We start from the raw sequence: 21,144 nt of genomic DNA, 5'->3' as shown, positions 1-21,144 counted from the left end.
GAAATCGGTTTCGTGTTAACAACTTTATTTAAGAAAATATCATTAAATTAGTAAAAATTAACACCTAAAATTATCTTTTTACAAAAAATGAAGCAAAAAATTACTATAAAAACAATAGCAAAAGAATTAGGTGTATCTACATCCACAGTATCAAAAGCATTAAAAGACAGTCATGAAATAAGTAAAGAAACTAAAGAAAAAATACAAGCTTATGCAGATCTTTTTAACTATAAACCCAACAATTTAGCATTACAATTAAGAACTCAAAAAACAAAAGTAATAGGTGTTATCTTGCCAAAAATAGTGCATCATTTTTTCTCAACTGTTATTATGGGTATAGAGGAAGGTGCTGTAGAAAAAGGGTATCATATTATGGTTTGTTTCTCTAATGAATCATACAAAAAAGAAGTAGAAACGTTAAAGGTTTTGTCGAATGGGAGTGTTGATGGTTTAATTGTTTCAATAGCAAATGAAACCCTGCAAAATAAAGACTTTAAACATTTTTTAGATCTAGTAGGTGAAGAAATTCCTTTAGTGCTGTTTGATAGGGTAGTAGATGAAATTTTATGTGATAAAGTTGTGGTAGATGATGTTGGTGCAGGCTATAAAGCTACCACACATTTGTTAGAAAATGGTAGAAAAAAAATTGCTTTAATAACAACACCTAACCATGTTAATGTAGGTGCATTAAGAAGACAAGGTTATGAAAAGGCTCTTATAGAGAATTATATTAAAACTGATGAAAATTTAATTATAGAGGTTGATGAGCAGAAAGATATTTTAAAGCAAATAGAAGAAGTGTTTAAACAAGATATAGATGGTGTGTTTGGAGTGAATGAGATTTATGCTGCAAAAGCAATGAGAATTGCTAAAAGGAAAGGTTTAAAAGTGCCAGAAGATCTATCTGTTATTGGGTTTACAGATGGTCAAATTTCTAGATATTCATCTCCTTCTATTTCTACTGTAGCACAACATGGTTTTACAATGGGTAAACAAGCAGTTGGATTATTAATTGAAAGAATTGAAAACGAATCTGATGCTTATAGCCCTAAAAAAATTGTTATTTCTAGTGACTTAAAAATTCGAGAATCTACGAAACCGTCGTCGTAAATATTTTAGTTACTTTTTATCAATTTATAAGAAAAAACATATATTTGTTGTCATATTAAGGTTTATCAATAAATTACATTCCACAAAATTTATTAATTGATAAGTCTAAAAACTTATCGCAATATTCAATTTTTATAATATTCGATAATGGAAAAGCGTAAATTAAGCTTCTGGCAAATCTGGAATATGAGTTTTGGATTTCTAGGAATACAAATGGGCTTTGCCCTTCAAAATGCAAACGCAAGTAGAATCTTACAAATATTTGGGGCAGATGTTCATGAACTTTCTTGGTTCTGGATTATAGCACCTTTAATGGGGTTAATTGTTCAACCAATAATCGGGCATTACAGCGATAAAACTTGGGGGAAATTTGGAAGAAGAAAACCTTACTTTTTAGTTGGAGCAATTTTAGCTTCTATCGGATTAATTTTAATGCCACAGGCAGATATGTTTATTGCATTTTTACCAGCTCTATGGGTTGGTGCAGGAATGTTAATGATTATGGATGCCTCTTTTAATATTGCTATGGAGCCTTTTAGAGCGCTTGTTGGCGATAATTTAAGAACAGATCAAAGAACTTTAGGATTTAGTGTACAAACTGCATTAATTGGTTTTGGAGCCGTAGTTGGTTCTTGGTTGCCATATGCACTTACAAATTGGTTTGGCGTTTCTAACGAAACTTCATCTGGTGTTGTACCTCAAAATCTTATTTGGTCTTTTGTAATTGGTGCTGTAATTTTAATTATTTCGATTTTAGTTACCATTTTTACAACTAAGGAGTATTCACCAGAAGAATTGGCAAGTTTTGATAAAGATTCAGATACAATTTCTACAAACGAAGAAGAAAACTCTAGTTTGATGGATATTTTTGATGATTTCAAAAAAATGCCAACAACAATGCGTCAATTAAGTTGGGTGCAGTTCTTTTCTTGGTTTGGTCTTTTTGGGATGTGGGTTTTTGCTACACCTGCAATAGCGCAACACATTTATGGGTTGCCTTTTACAGATAGTAGCAGTAAAACCTATCAAAATGCAGGAGATTGGGTTGGTATCCTTTTTGGTATCTACAATTTAGTCTCAGCACTTTATGCATTCGCATTACCATATATCGCTAAGAAAATAGGAAGAAAAAGAACGCATTCTGTTTCCTTAATTATTGGTGGTTTAGGTCTTTTATCAATTTACATTATGCCAAACGAAAACTGGTTAATCCTTTCTATGATTGGTGTAGGTATTGCTTGGGCAAGTATTTTAGCTATGCCTTATGCAATTTTAGCAGGTTCTATATCCGCTAAAAAAATGGGAGTTTATATGGGGATTTTTAATTTCTTTATTGTAATTCCTCAAATTATTAACGCCTTAATTGGTGGTCCATTAGTAAAATACGCTTATAACAATCAGGCAATCTTTGCATTACTTATTAGCGGTATTAGTTTCTTAATCGCAGCAGCGTTAGTCTACAAAGTAAAAGATGTAGATGATGTAATAAAAACAAATTAGATGAAAAAAGGATTTATTTTTGATTTGGATGGTGTAATCGTAGACACCGCCAAATATCATTATTTAGCTTGGAAAAAATTAGCTAACCAATTAGGTTTCGAATTTACAGAAGAACAAAACGAACTCTTTAAAGGAGTTAGTAGAAAACGTTGTTTAGAAATTTTATTAGAAATTGGAAAAAGAGAAGCAACACAAGAAGAGTTTGATAAATGGATGATTGACAAAAATGTCGATTATTTAGAATTTATAAAAAATATGGATGCATCAGAAATACTACCTGATGTACCAAAAGTATTACAGTTTTTAAAAGAAAATAACATACCAATTGCTTTAGGATCTGCAAGTAAAAATGCAAAACCTATTTTAGAAAAAGTTGGTTTGTTACCTTATTTTGATGCAATTGTAGATGGTAATCATGTTACAAAGGCAAAGCCAGATCCAGAAGTATTTTTATTAGCCGCAAAACAATTAGGTGTTCATGCAGATGATTGTGTGGTATTTGAGGATGCAGTTGCTGGTGTACAAGCAGCCAATGCTGCTAAAATGATAAGTATTGGTATTGGTGACAAAAATGTACTTACAGAAGCGCAATTTAATTTTAATGATTTCACAGAAATCAGTACCAATTTTATTAAAGATTTAATAGAAAAATAAAATGAATCAAGTTTATATACAACCAAATGAGTGGTCGATTCTTGAAGAAGGATTCGATGCAGAAATGGTAAAATCTTCAGAAAGTTTATTTAGCATTGGTAATGGTGCTATGGGACAAAGAGCAAATTTTGAAGAAGAATATACAGGTCCAACCTTTCAAGGAAGTTACATTGATGGTGTTTATTATCCTGATAAAACACGTGTTGGATGGTGGAAAAACGGTTATCCAGAGTATTTTGCAAAAGTTTTAAATGCTCCAAATTGGATAGGAATTAACGTTTTAGTAAACGATGAGAAACTAGATTTACATACGTGTAAAGAAGTTTTAAATTTTAAAAGAGAACTAAACATGCAAGAAGGTTGGTTGTCTAGAAGTTTTGAGGCCGTTTTACAAAACGACATCAAAATTAAAGTAGATACCAAACGTTTTTTAAGTTTAGAATTCGATGAAATAGGCGCAATTAATTACAGTATTACGCCTTTAAGTAACGATGTTAGTATAACCTATATTCCTTACTTAGATGCTGGTATTACCAATGAAGATACCAATTGGGATGATCAATTTTGGGATGTTTTAGGAGTTTCTCAAGACAATCATCAGTCTTTTATAGAGGCGAGAACCATGAAGACACATTTTTATACATGTACTTTTATGGAATCTAAATTATTTATTGATAATAATGAGGTAACTACAAATTGTGTTAATGAGCAATCAAGCAATTTTACGGCTAATAAATATCAACAAGAAATTAAGAAAGATCAAACATATACTATCCATAAATTTGGTGGTTATGTTGTAGATCGAAATCACGATAAAGACGAATTAGTTGCTGCAGCAAAAACGGCTTTAGATAAAGCTGTAGGTTTAGGTTTTGATGCTTTGTTAGTAATTCAAAAAGAAGCTTGGGCTAAAATATGGAGCATGTCAGACATCACCATAGAAGGAGATGTAGAAGCACAACAAGGTATCCGTTTTAATATTTTTCAATTAAATCAAACCTATTTAGGTACAGATGCTTCTTTAAACATCGGTCCCAAAGGATTTACTGGAGAAAAATACGGAGGAAGCACCTACTGGGATACAGAAGCATATTGTATTCCTTTTTATATGGCAACCAAAGATCAATCTGTAGCAAGAACTTTGTTAGAGTACAGATATAATCATTTAGAAAAAGCGATCGAAAATGCAGAAAAACTTGGTTTTAAAAACGGAGCTGCATTGTATCCAATGGTTACTATGAATGGTGAAGAATGCCATAACGAATGGGAAATCACTTTCGAAGAAATCCATAGAAATGGTGCTATTGCTTTTGCAATTTATAATTACCATCGTTTTACAGAAGATTATTCTTACATTCCAGAAAAAGGTTTAGAAGTTTTAATTGGTATTGCACGTTTTTGGCATCAAAGAGTCAACTTTTCTACAGATAAAGATAAGTTTGTAATGTTAGGTGTAACAGGGCCAAATGAATATGAGAATAACATCAACAATAATTTCTACACAAATTACATTGCAAAATGGTGTATAGAATATGCCTTAGAGAATATTGATATTGTTAAAAACGATCATATTTCTGATTTTATCAGAATTAAAGAAAAAGTAAATATTACTGATGAAGAATTGGCTTCTTGGAAAAATGTTGCTGATAATATGTATTTCCCTTTTTCTGAAAAACACAATGTATACTTACAACAAGATGGTTTCTTAGACAAAGAATTAATTACTGTTGCAGATTTAGATCAGAGCCAAAGACCAATTAACCAGAAATGGAGTTGGGATAGAATTTTACGTTCTCCTTACATAAAGCAAGCAGATACTTTGCAAGGTTTTTATATGTTCGAAGATCATTTTTCTACAGAAGAATTAGAGCGTCATTTCGATTTTTACGAGCCATTTACAGTGCACGAAAGTTCACTTTCGCCTTGTGTACACAGTATTCAGGCAGCAAAATTAGATAGAATGGAGCAAGCGTATACTTTCTATTTAAGAACGTCTCGTTTAGATTTAGATGATTACAATCACGAAGTAGAAGAAGGTTTACATATTACATCTATGGCTGGTACTTGGATGAGTATTGTAGAAGGTTTTGGAGGAATGAGAGTTGTAGATAATTCACTTTCTTTTTCGCCAAAAATTCCTAAAGGATGGGATTCTTACTCGTTTAAAGTAAACTTTAGACAACAAGTAATTACGGTTAATGTTAGCCAAAATGGAACTCAATTTGAATTAGAAGGAACCAAAGAAATTAACATTTTAGTAAACGGAGAACAAGTAACAGTATCTCCTAAATAAATATATTTAAAAGAAATTATGAAACATTTCAGAAACATTTTTTTAGTCTTATCAGTAATCATTTTTATTTCCTGTAACAATACAGAAACCAAAAAAGATGTTTCTGAAGTTTCAGTTTCTAACACTTTTTTAGAAAGAGTAGAACCTCTTCACTGGTGGGTAAATATGAAAAATACTTCACTCCAGTTATTAGTAAAAGAAGAAAATATTGGGCAATCTAAACCATCAATTTCTTACCCAGGAGTTACTATTAAAAAAGTAAACCAAGCAAAAAGCAATAATTATTTATTTCTTGATTTAGATATTGATGCAACTACAAAATCAGGAAAATTTGACATCACTTTTACTTTTGATGATCAAACCACAAAAAAACACACTTACGAGTTAAAACAAAGACAAAAAACTGCAGATGAATATGAAGGTTTTAACAGTACAGATGCTATTTATTTAATTACTCCAGATCGTTTTACAAATGCTGATGATAGCAATGACATCAACCAAAACTTAAACGAAACTACTATTGATAGAACTAATGGGTACAAACGTCATGGAGGCGATTTACAAGGAATTATCAAAGGAATAGATTACATTTCAGATTTAGGTTTTACAACAGTTTGGCCAACTCCTGTTTTAGAAAATAATATGTACCAGGGTTCGTATCATGGTTATGCAATTACAGATTATTATAAAGTAGATCCTCGTTTTGGAAATTTATCTGACTATAAAAATTTAGCTGATAAATTAAGAGAAAAAGGAATGAAATTAATTATGGATCAGGTTGCAAATCATTGTGGTTTAGAACACTGGTGGATGAAGGATTTACCTTTTGAAGATTGGGTAAATCATCAAAAAAATTACGAAGAGAATATTAAAAATTGGAACAACGAAACCAATATCAATTCAAATCATAGAAGAACAACAAATCAAGATTTATACGCGTCAGAAAGCGATAGAAAAGGAAATAATGAAGGTTGGTTTGTATCTACAATGCCAGATTTAAATCAAAGAAATCCCTTTATGGCGAATTACATAATTCAGAATTCAATTTGGTGGATAGAAACTTTAGGTTTAGGCGGAATTAGACAAGACACTTATCCTTATCCAGACAAAGATTTTATGGCAAATTGGGCAGGTGCTATTATGGAAGAATATCCAAATTTTTCAATTGTTGGTGAAGAATGGAGTTACAATCCTTTATTAGTAGGTTACTGGCAAAAAGGTGCTAAAAACAAAGATGGATATCAATCTAATTTAAAATCTACAATGGATTTCCCAATGCAAAAAGCAATTATTGAGGGAATTAACGAAGAAGAATCTTGGGATAAAGGTTTGGTAAAGTTATACGAAGGTTTAGCAAATGATTTCCATTATGCTACTCCAGAAGATATTATGATTTTCCTTGATAATCATGATGAAAATAGAATGTTTACAGCTTTAGAAGAAGATGTTGTTAAAGCAAAAATGGCGTTGGGTTATATGTTAATGTTACCTAGAATTCCGCAAATTTATTACGGAACAGAAATTTTAATGAATGATACTGCAAATCCTGGAGACCATGGATTGATTAGAACAGATTTTCCTGGTGGATTTAAAGGCGATAAAATAAATGCTTTTACGGGTTTAGGTTTAACTGATGATCAAAAATCGATGCAAAATTTTGTAAGTAAAGTTTTAAATTATCGTAAAAATAGTAAGGCAATTCAAGAAGGAAAAACAATTCATTTTGCACCATTTATGAATACATATTTCTTATTCAGAACTAAAAATGATGAAACTGTAGTGCATATCATCAACAAAAATGAAAAACCAATTACTATTGATTTAAAACGTTATAAAGAAGTTGGTTTAGAAGGTAAAACTTTAAAAAATATAATTACAGGTGAAGCGTTTTTATGGAAAGATGCTATTCAACTATCAGAAAAAGGAAGCGTAATTTTAACGACAAAATTTTAATTAAATTTTCAGTATTGTCAGTTCGAGTGATTTCGATTTTTCTTCGAAATTGTATCGAGAACAGTTTTAAAAATTAATAATTATGAAATATCTATCAATATTATTTTCAATTGTGTTGTTATTTTCTTGCAAACAAGCTAAGCAAGAAAAGGTAAAAGAAGAAATTCAAAAACCAAAAATTACTGCTGTAGTTTTAGATTCGGTCAATTTATTTGCTGGAAAATTAATTAGAATAGATTCTTTTCCAACTAAATACATAACTCCAAGACCAGTAGATGTTTGGTTGCCAGAAGGCTATTCATCAGAAAAAAAATATGCTGTTTTATATATGCACGATGGTCAAATGTTGTTTGATGAAACTACCACTTGGAACAAACAAGAATGGAAAATTGATGAGGTGGCTTCAAAATTAATGAAAGACGGAGTAACCAAAGATTTTATTGTAGTTGGTATTCATAATATTCCTGCAATTAGATGGTTAGATTTATATCCCGAAAAAGCAATGAATTTTTTAACTAAAGAAGAGGTTGAAAGAGTAAAAAGTTTTTCGAATAATGATGTAACTTCAGAAGATTTAACAGGTGACGAATATCTAAAATTTTTAGTCGAAGATTTAAAACCATACATAGACAAAACCTATTCAGTTTACACCAATAAAGAAAACACGTTTGTGGCAGGATCTTCTATGGGCGGTTTAATGTCTATGTATGCCATTTCTCAATATCCAGACGTTTTTGAAGGTGCTGCTTGTATTTCTACACATTGGGTTGGCGCGCAACCAGTAGAAAATAATCCATTACCAAAATCGATATTTACCTATTTAGAACAGAATGTTCCTGATGCAAAAACGCATAAAATCTATTTTGATTATGGTAACAAAACTTTAGATCAATATTATCCGGAATATGCACCAAAAGTGGATTCTATTTTCTTAAATAATGATTATTCTGAAGCAAATTTCAAAAACTTATTTTTTGAAGGAACAGATCATTCAGAAATTTCTTGGCAAAATAGAATTGATATTCCGTTAACTTTTTTGTTGAAAAAATAATTAGGAAAAACGAGCATTCAAAAGTTTTTTAAACCTTTAAGATATAAACTATAACAATTTGTCAGTTAGAATGATTCCGATTTTTCATCAGAATTTTATCTAAAACTTATATAATAACTAAATATGAAGAATTTTAAAATAATTTTTTTCCTACTTTTTATAACACAAATTTCTTTTGCTCAAAATTCAAATAGAATTTTTAAAGATGTAAAGCAAACCGAAAACGGATTAGAAATTAATGTAAATGATGGTAAATACCTTTTAAAATTTTATTCTGATAAAATTGTTGAAACTTCATTTATTCCAAAAGGAGAAGAGTTTTTAAATAGTTCTCACGCAGTTGTTTTAGAGGCTGAAAAAGTTGAAATGATTTCTGTTATTTCAAAAAAAGAAAGTGTTTTTTCTACGAATGGAATTTCAGTCCATATCACTCACAAACCTTTTCAAATAACGTATCAATTTAAAGGGGAAATTGTAACATCAGAAAAACAAGGGTATTACAAATCCAAACACATTCCTTTAGATTTGGTAAAAGGAAATATTGAATATGATAAAACTGAAAAAATCGAATTCAATTTAACCAATGATGAGGTTTTATATGGAACAGGAGCAAGAGCTTTAGGAATGAATAGAAGAGGTTACAGATTGCCTTTGTACAATAGAGCACATTATGGATATGAAACGAAATCTGAGTTGATGAATTTTACAATTCCGTTAGTAATTTCATCAAAAAAATATATGATTCATTTTGATAATGCTCCAATTGGATATTTAGATTTAGACAGTAAAAAAGACAATTCGTTAACTTACGAAACGATTTCTGGACGTAAAACCTATCAAGTTATCGTTGGTGATTCTTGGCAAGATTTAATTGAAAATTATACCAATTTAACAGGGAAACAACCTTTGCCTCCAAGATGGACTTTAGGTAATTTTTCAAGTAGATTTGGATATCATTCTCAACAAGAAACAGAAGCAACCATTGATAAGTTTCAAGAAGAAAATATACCTGTTGATGCGATTATCTTAGACTTGTATTGGTTTGGAAAAACAGTACAAGGAACTATGGGTAATTTAGAAGTAGACAAAGATTCTTTCCCAGATATGAAAGGGATGATTTCTAGATTAAAAGACAAAGGAGTTAAAACCATTTTAATTACAGAACCATTTATTCTATCAAATTCTAAAAAATGGAAGGAAGCAGCAGAAAAGCAAGTTTTAGCAACAGATTCTGTAAATAATCCTGCCAAATACGATTTCTATTTTGGAAATACTGGAATTGTAAATATATACAAAAAAGAAGGTAAAAATTGGTTTTGGAACATTTATAAAGAAATTTTAAATTTTGGTGCAAAAGGACTTTGGGGAGATTTAGGAGAACCAGAAGTATTGCCTTCTTGGGTGAATTTTAGTGATAAAAAAGCAGATGAAATTCATAATTTGTATGGTCATGATTGGGCACGATTAATTTTTGAAGGTTATCAAAAAGAATATCCAACTGAAAGACCTTTTATTTTAATGCGTGCAGGAGCTGCTGGTTCGCAACGATTTGGAATGATTCCTTGGTCTGGAGATGTAAACAGAACTTGGGGTGGTTTGCAGTCTCAACCAGAAATTGCCTTACAAATGGGTATGCAAGGTTTGGGATATATGCACTCAGATTTAGGCGGATTTGCAGGCGCAAATTTAGATGATAATTTATATGTACGTTGGTTGCAATATGGTGTTTTTCAACCAATTTTTAGGCCTCACGCACAAGAAGATGTGGCAAGTGAACCCGTTTTTAGAAGTGATTATGCTAAAAAATATGCAAAAAAAGCCATAGAGTTGCGTTATAAAATGTTGCCTTACAATTACAATTTGGCTTTTGAAAACAATCAAAAAGGAATGCCATTAATGCGTCCTATTTTCTTTGAAGAAGATGATGCTAATTTGATGACAAATTCAACAACTTATTTATGGGGAAAAGATTTTTTAATTACACCAATTTTAAAAGAAGCTGTAAAAACAAAAGAAATTTACTTTCCAAAAAATGCAAATTGGTTTAATTTTTATTACAATGAAGAAAAAATTGAAGGTGGTCAGATAAAAACGGTTAAAGTTAAAGAAAAAGCAATTCCAACTTATGTAAGAGGAGGTTCTTTTATTTTGATGAGTGAGTTAGTAGAATCTACAGATAATTATAAAGCAGATCAATTAGAATTACATTATTATTTAGATAAAAAAGAAAATTCTGAAAGAACTTATTATAATGATGATGGGGTAACAGCAAATGCTTTTGAAAAAGATAAATTTGAAATTTTAGAATTTGAAGCAGAATTCGAAAAAAGATATTTAGAGATTGATTTTGAAGCAGAATTTGGTAAAAATTGGAAAGTTTCAGAAAAAGAAATCAAACTAATTATTCATAACATTAAATACAATCCTAAAAAGATAAAAGTTGATGGTAAAAGAGTTCGAATTTCATCTAAAGAAAATACACTTACAATTCCGTTAAAATGGAATCCCAAAAAAGAATTAAAAATTAAAATATCATTAAAATAAATATCAATTATGAAGAAAATACACCCTTATTCGTTAGCTGTAATTTTATCAATCATAATTGGTTGTACATCAGAAAAAGTATCAGAAAAGAAAATGAAAAATCCTAGTGTAAAGAAAAAAGCAGTTGTTTATCAGGTTTTTACGCGTTTGTTTGGGAATACAAATACCACAAATAAACCTTGGGGAACTATTGAAGAAAATGGCGTTGGTAAGTTTAACGATTTTACAGACAAAGCCTTATCAGAAATTAAAGATTTAGGGGTAACACACATTTGGTATACAGGTGTTCCTCATCATGATGTAATTCGTGATTATACAGAATTTGGGATTTCTAATGATGATCCAGATGTGGTAAAAGGTAGAGCAGGAAGTCCTTATGCTGTTAAAGATTATTACAATGTAAATCCGGATTTGGCTGTAAATGTAGAAAACAGATTAGAAGAATTTGAGGCCTTAATAGCACGTTCTCATAAAAATGGATTGAAAGTAATTATTGATATTGTACCAAATCACGTTGCTAGAAATTATAAAAGTGTTTCTAATCCAGAAGGCGTTGTAGATTTTGGTGCAGACGATGATACATCTGTGGTTTATGATGTTGATAATAACTTTTATTACAATCCGAATAAAGAATTTCAAGTTCCAGATTTTTTAAATAATTACAAACCTTTGGGTGGAGAGAATCATCCTTTGTCTGATGGAATGTTTGATGAAAACCCATCAAAATGGACAGGAAATGGGTCTCGTTCAGTTAAACCAAATTTTTACGATTGGTACGAAACTGTAAAAGTAAATTACGGAATTTCACCAGAAGGAAAAAAAGATTTTGCTGAGTTACCACAAAGTTTTGAAAATGAAGATTACAAAAAACATTTTGAATTTTGGCAAGATAAAAAAATACCAGATTCTTGGATTAAATTTAGAGATATTGCATTGTATTGGTTAGATAAAGGAGTAGATGGTTTTCGTTTTGATATGGCAGAAATGGTGCCTGTTGAGTTTTGGAGTTTTATGAATTCTTCCATCAAAATGAAAAATTCGGATGCGTTTTTATTGGCAGAAGTTTATCAACCACATTTGTACAGAGATTATATCAAAAAAGGAAAAATGGATTATTTATACGACAAAGTTCAGTTGTATGATACCATAAAAAACATAATGCAAGGTCGTGGTTCTACAGATAATATTGCTAAAATTCAAGATGATTTAAAAGATATTGAACACAATATGTTGCATTTCTTAGAAAATCACGATGAACAAAGAATTGCAAGTCCAGAATTTGCAGGTAATGCTTTAAAAGGTAAACCAGCAATGGTAGTTTCTACAACCATTTCTACTGCACCTACAATGGTTTATTTTGGACAAGAATTTGGAGAAGATGGTTCTGAAAATGCAGGGTTTGGAACGCCTTCAAGAACTTCAATTTTTGATTATATTGGCGTACCAACTTTGCAAAGATGGGTAAACAATAAGCAATTTGATGGTGGCCAATCTACCAAAGAAGAATTGGCTTTAAGAGATTTTTACAAGCGTTTATTAAACTTTACAATTCAGAGTGATGCTTTAATGGGCGAGTATGAAGATATTCATCATCATAACAGATACAACACAGAGTGGTACAATGATAAAGTTGTTTCTTTTGTACGTTATAAAGGTGGTGAAAAATTGATTATCGTTGCTAATTTTAATGCAGAAAACACCTACGGATTTGAGTTAGGTTTACCACAAAACATCATTGAAAAATGGAATTTAAAAGAGGGTGAATATCAGTTAGAAGATCAATTGTATCAAACATATACATCAACCTTAAAAGTAAAAAATAATAAGGCTACAGTTAGAGTAGATGTAAAACCATTGCATTCTTTTATTTTAAAGTTAAAAAATAATTAAAAAACATAATTATGAAAAATATCATCTTTATCATCAGTTTAATGGTTTTAATTAGTTGTCAAGAAAAATCGTCAACAAAAACTATTGTAAAAATGGAAACAAAAGAATTTGTTTGGGAAGCAGCCAACATCTATTTCTTGTTAACAGATCGTTTTAATAATGGTGATACCACTAACGATGTTAATTTTGGTAGAACTAAAGAAACTGGAAAATTACGTGGTTTTGAAGGTGGAGATCTTAAAGGAATTACACAAAAAATTAAAGAAGGGTATTTTACAGATTTAGGAATTAATGCCATTTGGATGACTCCAATTGTAGAACAAATTCACGGTTCTACAGACGAGGGTACAGGTAATTCTTATGGTTTTCATGGTTATTGGACAAAAGATTGGACTAAAATTGATCCGAATTTTGGAACCAAAGAAGATTTAAAAGAATTGGTAGCTGTTGCACACAAAAACGGAATTCGTATTTTGTTAGATGCTGTAATTAATCATACAGGTCCTGTAACTGATAAAGATCCTGTTTGGCCAAGTGATTGGGTAAGAACTGGTCCACAATGTGCCTATAACAATTACGAAAATACCATTACATGTACGTTGGTAAAAAACTTACCAGATATTAAAACTGAAAGTAATGAAAATGTTGCATTGCCACCTCAATTAATTGAAAAATGGAAAGCTGAAGGTAGATATGAGCAAGAATTTAAAGAATTAGATGATTTTTTTGCAAGAACTGGGCACCCTAGAGCACCACGTTTTTACATAATGAAATGGTTAACAGATTATATTACAGAATTCGGAATTGATGGTTATAGAGTTGATACTGTAAAACATACAGAAGAGTTTGTTTGGCAAGAGTTTAAACAAGAATGCGATTTTGCATTTGCAGAGTACAAGAAAAATAATGCTGAAAAAGTAGTTGATAACGATGATTTTTATTTAGTTGGTGAAGTTTATAATTATGCTATTTCTCACGGAAAAGCTTTTGATTTTGGTAATAAAACAGTCAATTATTTTGATAAAGCGTTTAATAGTTTAATCAATTTTGAAATAAAATGGAATGCAAAACAAATGGCTGAAGAAGCTGTTTTTGAAAAATACGATAGCATTTTGCAAAATGATTTAAAAGGCTATGGAGTTTTAAATTATATGACTTCTCACGATGATGGTCAACCTTTTGATAAAGAAAGAAAAATGCCATTCAAAACAGCCACAATGTTGTTTTTAACACCAGGAACTGCGCAAGTTTATTATGGTGATGAATCTGCAAGACCTTTAATTATTGAAGGCACTGTTGGTGATGCAACTTTGCGTTCTTTTATGAATTGGGATGCCATTAATACTGATGTAGAAACTCAAAAAATAATGAAACACTGGCAAAAATTAGGTCAGTTTAGAGTAAATCATACAGCAGTTGGTGCAGGAAAACATCAGTTAATTTCTGATGAAAATGGATTGGTTTTTTCTAGAATTCGAAATGCTGATAAAATTGTTGCAGGTATTAATTTATCAAAAGGGAAAAAGGAAATAGATGTAGCCTCAGTTTTTGAAAATGGAGCTGTTTTAAATGACTTTTATTCGAATCAAGAAGTAAATGTTGTTGATGGAAAAGTAACTGTAAATTCTGAGTTTGATATTGTTTTATTAGAATTGAAATAATTATGAAGAATTGTATTTATAGCTTTTTACTGCTTTTTGTAATCACTTTTGTTTCTTGTGATGTTCCTTCTTCAGAGATTGCATCACCAGATCAAAACATTGCAGTAAAATTTCATTTATCAGAAAAAGGCGAGTTTTTTTATACCATAAATTATAAAGAAAAGAATGTGATTGATACTTCTTATGTTGGTTTTGAGTTTACAAATACAGCTCCTTTACACAAAGGATTTATTGCACAAGTTAAAAAACCAAAAGAAGTTGATGAAATTTGGGAAATGCCTTGGGGAGAGCAACTAAATGTAGAAAATCATTACAATGAAGTTAGCATTGCTTTGCAAGAAAAAACCGATTTAAAGCGAAAACTGAATATTGTTTTTCGTGTTCATAATGATGGAGTTGGTTTTCGATATGAATTTCCTGAACAAGATAATTTAAAAGAAGTTTTAATATCCGAAGAAAATACCGAATTCAATTTAACAGAAGATTACAAAACTTTCTGGATTCCTGGTGATTGGGATATTTATGAACATTTGTATAGTACTACAAAATTATCAGAAATTGATACTAGAAATTATAAAGTAAATTCAGCTTTAGCACAAACTAATATTCCAGAAAATGCAGTAAATACACCTGTAACTTTGGTAGGTAAAAATGGAATTCATTTAAGTTTTCACGAAGCTGCTTTGGTAGATTATTCTGGTATGACTTTAAAAGTTGATACAGATAAACTAAGCTTTAAAAGTAGTTTAGTTGGTTCTAATAATACTGACTATAAAGTAAAAAGAACTTTGCCTTTTAAAACTCCTTGGAGAACGATTCAAATTACAGATAATGCTCCAGATTTAATTGCATCTAAGTTGATCCTAAACTTGAACGAACCCAATAAATTAGGTGATGTTTCTTGGTTTACACCAATGAAATATACAGGTGTTTGGTGGGAAATGCATTTGGGTAAATCTTCTTGGGATTATGGAATGGAAATGGTTGATGGAAAATGGACAGACACAGGAAAGTCGCACGGAAAACACGGAGCAACTACAGAAAATGTAAAACGATTTATCGATTTTTCTGCAAAAAATAATATTGGTGGTGTTTTAGTAGAAGGTTGGAATACAGGTTGGGAACGTTGGATTGGTTTTGATGATAGAGAAGGAGTTTTCGATTTTGTAACTCCTTATCCCGATTACAATTTAGAAGAAGTTACTGCGTATGCAAAAGAAAAAGGTGTAGAAATTATTATGCATCACGAAACTTCTGCAGCTACAGAAACCTATGAAAAACAACAAGATGCTGCTTATGCTTTAATGCAGAAATACGGAATGCACGCAGTAAAATCTGGTTATGTGGGTAAAATTTTGCCAAAAGGGGAGTTTCATCATGGTCAATATATGGTAAATCAATATAATAATGCAGCTATCAAAGCAGCAAAATATCAGGTGGCTGTAAATGCTCATGAACCTATTAAAGCTACTGGTTTACGAAGAACATATCCTAATATCATTTCTAGAGAAGGTTTACGAGGGCAAGAGTTTAATGCTTGGTCTCCAGATGGAGGAAATCCTCCAGAACATTTATCAATTGTTGCTTTTACAAGAATGTTGGCTGGTCCAATAGATTTTACACCAGGAATATTTAATATCAAATTTGATGAATATAAAAAAGACAATCAAGTAAATACAACTTTGGCGCATCAATTGGCTTTGTATGTGGTTATTTACAGTCCTGTGCAAATGGCTGCAGATTTGGTAGAACATTATGAGGCAAACCCAAAACCTTTAGAGTTTATTAAAGATGTTGGTGTAGATTGGTCTGAAACCAAGGTTTTAAATGGCGAAGTTGGTGATTATGTTACCATTGCTAGAAAAGAACGTAAAACTAATAATTGGTTTTTAGGAAGTATTACTGATGAAAATGCAAGAGATTTAGAAGTTGATTTTAGTTTTTTGGATGATAATACAACTTATGAAGCAAAAGTTTATAAAGATGGAAAATCAGCACATTTTAACGAGAATCCTTTAGATATTGAATTTGAAACTTTAAGGATAACGAAGAAATCTAAATTAAAAGTACATTTAGCTGAAGGTGGTGGTTTAGCTATTAGTGTTAAAAAGAAATGGAATAATTGATACTTTAAATAATCAATAAATTTGAAAATACACTTTACGTAAGAACTAGAAAAATTATATAAAGATGAATTTAAAACAAAAAAGTTGAATTCAAAAAAAAAGTAAATACAGCATAAAACTTTTTCTTTTGATGAGGTTTTAATCAATTCTTTTTTAATATTAAAAAATCCCAAGTTTTAGCTTGGGATTTTCAATTAATTTAAATTTTTATAATAATAATTATCTTTTTATGGAGCCAGAAGTATTTCCTTCCATTAAGCTAACTACATCTTCCATAGAAACCATATTTACATCTCCAGGAACTGTGTGTTTAAGAGCGCAAGCAGCAGCTGCGAAATTTAAAGCTTGAACATCATTATCATAATGTAATAAGCCATAAATTAAACCAGAAGCAAAAGCATCACCTGTTCCAACTCGATCAATAACATGTGTAATATCTAATGTTTCGGTTTTAATATACTTTTTTCCGTTCCACATTTTACCTAATATTTGCTGATGAGAAGCACTTATAGATGTTCTGTTTTTACCTACAACTTTTTGTATTCTAGGAAATTTTTCCATTAATTCTTTTGCTGAAACTTTAAATTTCCCACCTAACTTTCCTAAGCCAAACATTTCATAAATACCTCGTGTGCTGCTAATTACAATATCGCAATTTTCAACTAATTGAGGCATAACTTCTTGCATAGTTTTTCCATATTTCCACATATTGTTTCTAGAATTTATATCACCAGAAACTTTTATACCCATTTTATTAGCTGTTTTAATGGCTTCTAAACAACACATTGCTGCTCCATCAGAAATGGCAGGTGTAATCCCTGTCCAATGAAACCAATCTGCTCCTGTAAGAACTTTTTCCCAATTAACCATTGAAGGTTTTATTAAAGAAAATGCTGAACCTTCTCTTTCATAAATTACTTCGCTAGACCTGTATGAAGCGCCTTTTTCTAAAAAATATTTACCTAGCATATTATCTCCATAAACAATATGTTCTGTGCTTAACCAATGTTTACGTAAAAATTGAGTTGCTGCTTTACCAAGAGCATTGTCTGGAAATCGTGTAAAATGTGCTGCTTTCATACCAAGATAGCCACAAGAAATTGCTACATTGGCTTCACCACCACCATAAACGAGTTCGAAAGAAGTTGCTTGTGAAAACATAGAATATCCAGGAGGCGATAAACGCATCATAACTTCACCAAATGTTACTAATTTTTTAGGCATATTTTTATTTTATAGAGTTATATGTTTAAATATTTTAAAACTATAAACATAGATAGCTAAGTTATCTTTTTTTAAGTTTAGAAACAAATTAAATTATTTCCTGTTTAAAAAATCAGTATATGTGTTTTGCGTAATTGCTTTTCCTAAAGAATCTAATTTTTTAGTGTTTGTTCCTGTTTCTAAGATTGGTTTTTTACTTGTGTAGTCATATAGAAAAAGACCATTCTTTGTAAGTGTTCCAAATCCTTTGTTAAACGTATAATGAGCAAATTGATCATCCGAAGAATTAAAAATATTTTTGCTAAAAATAAAGTCTTTGTTGTCTGCTTTTAATAAATCTAACAACGTAAAAGGAAAATCTACTTGACTAGCAATTGTATTAATTTCTTTGATATTTTTATTTACAGCACCGCCTAACCACAACATAGGAATTTTAAATTTTTTAGGGGAAGAATATGGTCCTTCGTGTTTTGGAGATGCGTGTCCATGATCTGCCATAATTACAATTAATGTATTTTTATACCAATCTTGTTGCTTTGCAAAGGCAATAAAATCGCCAATTACTTGATCTGTATAATGGTGCGCACTTCTAAACTTATTATCTTCTGTATCATTACCAAAAACATATTTGCCTTTTATTTCATAAGGTTCATGACTCGTTAGCGTAAGTGCAATTTTAAAAAAAGGTTCTTTTTGTTTGGTTGATAAATCTTTTGCAAAACGTTTCATAAAAACATCGTCGTAAGCTCCCCATTTAGAATTCCAGTCTTTTTTGTCAAACTCACTTCCATCAATAAAATCTGTAATTCCTGCGTTTCGTAAATAAGTATTCATATTCCCAAAATTTAAATCACCACCATAATAAAATGAAGTTTTGTAACCTAAATCTATCATTTTATGTGGTAACATTGGTAAACTTCTTGTTTTATTTGGCATACGCATAATTCTTTTAACTGGCATCGGATAATAACCGCTTAAAATAGCAGGAATTCCTTTGTCTGTTCTGTCTCCGTTTGCATAAAAATTGGTAAATAAAAGACCTTCTTTAGACAGTTTGTTTAAATTAGGCGTTACCGTTGGTTCACCTTCTAAAGAACCTACAACTTTTGCAGTTAGACTTTCCCAAAGAATTAAAATAACATTAGGTCTCGAAGTATTTAAAATTGAATCTGTATCGGCAAGTAAAAGTTTGTTTTTTGCTTTGTTAATGATTTTTATAGCCGTTTCATCATCAAAATATTTGTAAGGATTTTTACCATTAGTTTCATGAGTTAGTGTGTTAAAAAAGTTCCAAATAAAATTAACAGATGCATGATTTGCATACATGTTATCAGAAAAATAAACATTACTCTGATTTACTGGTATTGTTTGAAAACCACCTCTTACGGGAATTATTAAAGCGGCTGTAATCAATAAAAATACTGGGATTTCTAACCAACTTCCAAAATTGAGTTTTTCATTATTTTTCTGATGTATTTTGTTGTAAATTTTTATAAAAACATATGTAATAATACACCAAGCTAAGACTCCTAAAACCAACTGCAGTGTAGACGCTGATGAAATCATTAATTGTGGTGTATTAAGATAAGGTAACAGCGAAGTATCTAAGCGAACTCCCCAAGCTTGATACAAACCAGCGTCAATCATTAGCATTAAATTGATAAAAATAAGTACAGTAATTGTATAATATTTTATAAATTTTATAATGATTTTTGGGTTGATAAAAGTTGAAAAAATAATCAGTAAAAAAGGAATAAAAGAAAGATAAGCAGAAAATGAAATATCTAATTGTATGCCATATAAAAATGTTTTTAGAATGGTATTCGTATCAAGTTCTTGTGTTTTATCAAAATAATATGCAAGAAAAAATATACGAGCAAAAATGAAATAGACAATCCAAAAGAGAAAGTAATAAACGTTAAATAATAATCTGTTTTTAAAATATTTCACTGAATTAAAATCTTTTTGATAGTTTATATTTGATTCAATTTTTAACAAAATTATTTGTGATAAAAGCTAAATATGTTTATTCTGTAACTTTTAAACGTGCTTTTGCAGTTACAGAAACATCGGCATAATTATTATTTAAATATTTTAAATATCCAGAAATAGCAATCATTGCGGCGTTATCTGTTGTATATTCAAATTTAGGAACATAAGTTGTCCAACCAAAATGTTTTTCTGCCAATTGTAATCTTTTTCTTATTTCTGAATTTGCAGAAACTCCGCCCGCAATTGCAATTTGTTTAATGTCAGTTAAATTTACCGCTTTTTTTAATTTGTCCATCAAAATTTCTGCGATTGTAAATTGAATTGACGCACAAATATCATTTAAGTTTTCTTGAATAAAGTTTGGGTTTATTCTTACTTGTTTCTGAATAAAATATAAAATTCCTGTTTTTAATCCGCTAAAACTAAACTCTAAATCGCCTACTTTTGGTTTGGTAAATTTAAACGCTTTTTCATTTCCTAATTGTGCATATTTATCAATTAAAGGACCACCAGGATAGGGTAAACCTAAAATTTTAGCAGATTTATCATAAGCTTCACCAACTGCATCATCAATAGTTTCGCCTAAAATTTCCATATCAAAATAATTAGAAACTTTTACAATTTGTGTATGCCCGCCACTTATGGTTAAACAAATAAAAGGAAATGTTGGATTTTTACTTTTGTCATCATCAATAAAATGTGCTAAAATATGTGCTTGCATGTGGTTTACATCAATTAACGGAATTTGTAAACCCAACGCCAACGATTTTGCAAAAGAAGTGCCAACCAATAAAGAACCCATTAAACCAGGACCTTTTGTAAATGCTATTGCAGATAATTGTTTTTTAGTAATGTTTGCTTGTTCTAAAGCTTGTTGCACAACTGGTACAATATTTTGTTGATGGGCTCTCGATGCTAATTCTGGCACAACTCCGCCATATTTAGAGTGTACCTCTTGGTTTGCTACAACGTTACTTAATACTTTTGCATTGCAAATAACAGAAGCGCTTGTATCATCACAAGAAGATTCAATTCCTAAAATATAAACAGGTTTATTCATTAAAAGAAAGTTAAATTTTAGCAAAATTAAGGATAATTTTAAGGATGCCTTATTTTTTTAAGAATAGATATTTAATTCTTTGCTAA

At 30.4% G+C, this 21,144-nt stretch carries 13 protein-coding genes; 10 read left to right on the top strand and 3 right to left on the bottom strand.

Going from position 1 to position 21,144, the window contains the following annotated elements; genetic code table 11:
- Positions 1-72: 72 nt before the first annotated feature.
- The 10 genes from BLT70_RS09340 to BLT70_RS09295 all read left to right on the top strand — a co-directional run bounded on the left by BLT70_RS09340 (position 73) and on the right by BLT70_RS09295 (position 16,782).
- On the top strand, positions 73-1,110 hold the full coding sequence (locus BLT70_RS09340; RefSeq protein WP_302847810.1) for a LacI family DNA-binding transcriptional regulator: 1,038 nt from the start codon (positions 73-75) through the stop codon (positions 1,108-1,110).
- A gap of 147 nt (positions 1,111-1,257) precedes the next feature.
- Positions 1,258-2,610: an MFS transporter gene (locus BLT70_RS09335; RefSeq protein ID WP_091893810.1), complete on the top strand. Its 1,353-nt coding sequence runs from the start codon at positions 1,258-1,260 to the stop codon at positions 2,608-2,610.
- Entirely contained in the window at positions 2,611-3,264 is a 654-nt protein-coding gene (gene pgmB, locus BLT70_RS09330; protein WP_091893808.1) for a beta-phosphoglucomutase, read from the top strand.
- A 1-nt stretch (position 3,265) separates the two neighbouring features.
- Positions 3,266-5,557: a glycoside hydrolase family 65 protein gene (locus BLT70_RS09325; protein WP_091893806.1), complete on the top strand. Its 2,292-nt coding sequence runs from the start codon at positions 3,266-3,268 to the stop codon at positions 5,555-5,557.
- A gap of 18 nt (positions 5,558-5,575) precedes the next feature.
- Positions 5,576-7,510 (top strand): glycoside hydrolase family 13 protein, encoded by a 1,935-nt coding sequence (locus BLT70_RS09320; RefSeq protein WP_091893804.1) that lies wholly within the window; start codon positions 5,576-5,578, stop codon positions 7,508-7,510.
- 82 nt (positions 7,511-7,592) lie between these two features.
- Positions 7,593-8,561 (top strand): alpha/beta hydrolase, encoded by a 969-nt coding sequence (locus BLT70_RS09315; RefSeq protein WP_091893802.1) that lies wholly within the window; start codon positions 7,593-7,595, stop codon positions 8,559-8,561.
- Positions 8,562-8,684: 123 nt separating this feature from the next.
- Positions 8,685-11,105: a TIM-barrel domain-containing protein gene (locus BLT70_RS09310; protein ID WP_091893800.1), complete on the top strand. Its 2,421-nt coding sequence runs from the start codon at positions 8,685-8,687 to the stop codon at positions 11,103-11,105.
- Positions 11,106-11,114: 9 nt separating this feature from the next.
- Complete coding sequence (locus BLT70_RS09305; RefSeq protein WP_091893798.1) at positions 11,115-12,995, top strand: alpha-amylase family protein; 1,881 nt, start codon at positions 11,115-11,117, stop codon at positions 12,993-12,995.
- A gap of 11 nt (positions 12,996-13,006) precedes the next feature.
- On the top strand, positions 13,007-14,656 hold the full coding sequence (locus BLT70_RS09300) for an alpha-amylase family glycosyl hydrolase (protein WP_091893796.1): 1,650 nt from the start codon (positions 13,007-13,009) through the stop codon (positions 14,654-14,656).
- Positions 14,657-14,658: 2 nt separating this feature from the next.
- Positions 14,659-16,782 carry a glycoside hydrolase family 97 protein gene (locus BLT70_RS09295; RefSeq protein WP_091893794.1) on the top strand — a complete coding sequence of 708 codons (2,124 nt, stop codon included), beginning with the start codon at positions 14,659-14,661 and terminating at the stop codon, positions 16,780-16,782.
- Between the two features lie 219 nt (positions 16,783-17,001).
- Here BLT70_RS09295 and BLT70_RS09290 read toward each other — a convergent pair whose 3' ends face one another.
- From BLT70_RS09290 to tsaD, 3 genes are all read right to left on the bottom strand, one after another.
- Positions 17,002-18,006: a sugar kinase gene (locus tag BLT70_RS09290; RefSeq protein ID WP_091893792.1), complete on the bottom strand. Its 1,005-nt coding sequence runs from the start codon at positions 18,004-18,006 to the stop codon at positions 17,002-17,004.
- Between the two features lie 93 nt (positions 18,007-18,099).
- Positions 18,100-19,956 (bottom strand): LTA synthase family protein, encoded by a 1,857-nt coding sequence (locus tag BLT70_RS09285; protein ID WP_172824404.1) that lies wholly within the window; start codon positions 19,954-19,956, stop codon positions 18,100-18,102.
- Between the two features lie 76 nt (positions 19,957-20,032).
- Complete coding sequence (tsaD, locus tag BLT70_RS09280; RefSeq protein ID WP_091893790.1) at positions 20,033-21,058, bottom strand: tRNA (adenosine(37)-N6)-threonylcarbamoyltransferase complex transferase subunit TsaD; 1,026 nt, start codon at positions 21,056-21,058, stop codon at positions 20,033-20,035.
- Between the last annotated feature and the right edge of the window lie 86 nt (positions 21,059-21,144).

Origin of the sequence: Polaribacter sp. KT25b (assembly GCF_900105145.1) — a bacterium.
GTDB lineage: Bacteria > Bacteroidota > Bacteroidia > Flavobacteriales > Flavobacteriaceae > Polaribacter.
The sequence above is the reverse complement of the archived record's forward strand: the minus strand, read 5'-3'. Positions and strand labels throughout refer to the sequence as shown.

Bases quoted from the DNA above. Each gene is read 5' to 3' on its own strand.
- BLT70_RS09315 (WP_091893802.1), top strand. From the start codon at position 7,593: ATGAAATATCTATCAATATTATTTTCAATTGTGTTGTTATTTTCTTGC.
- tsaD (WP_091893790.1), bottom strand. From the start codon at position 21,058: ATGAATAAACCTGTTTATATTTTAGGAATTGAATCTTCTTGTGATGAT.
- BLT70_RS09290 (WP_091893792.1), bottom strand. From the start codon at position 18,006: ATGCCTAAAAAATTAGTAACATTTGGTGAAGTTATGATGCGTTTATCG.
- pgmB (WP_091893808.1), top strand. From the start codon at position 2,611: ATGAAAAAAGGATTTATTTTTGATTTGGATGGTGTAATCGTAGACACC.
- BLT70_RS09325 (WP_091893806.1), top strand. From the start codon at position 3,266: ATGAATCAAGTTTATATACAACCAAATGAGTGGTCGATTCTTGAAGAA.
- BLT70_RS09320 (WP_091893804.1), top strand. From the start codon at position 5,576: ATGAAACATTTCAGAAACATTTTTTTAGTCTTATCAGTAATCATTTTT.
- BLT70_RS09300 (WP_091893796.1), top strand. From the start codon at position 13,007: ATGAAAAATATCATCTTTATCATCAGTTTAATGGTTTTAATTAGTTGT.
- BLT70_RS09295 (WP_091893794.1), top strand. From the start codon at position 14,659: ATGAAGAATTGTATTTATAGCTTTTTACTGCTTTTTGTAATCACTTTT.
- BLT70_RS09310 (WP_091893800.1), top strand. From the start codon at position 8,685: ATGAAGAATTTTAAAATAATTTTTTTCCTACTTTTTATAACACAAATT.
- BLT70_RS09305 (WP_091893798.1), top strand. From the start codon at position 11,115: ATGAAGAAAATACACCCTTATTCGTTAGCTGTAATTTTATCAATCATA.
- BLT70_RS09335 (WP_091893810.1), top strand. From the start codon at position 1,258: ATGGAAAAGCGTAAATTAAGCTTCTGGCAAATCTGGAATATGAGTTTT.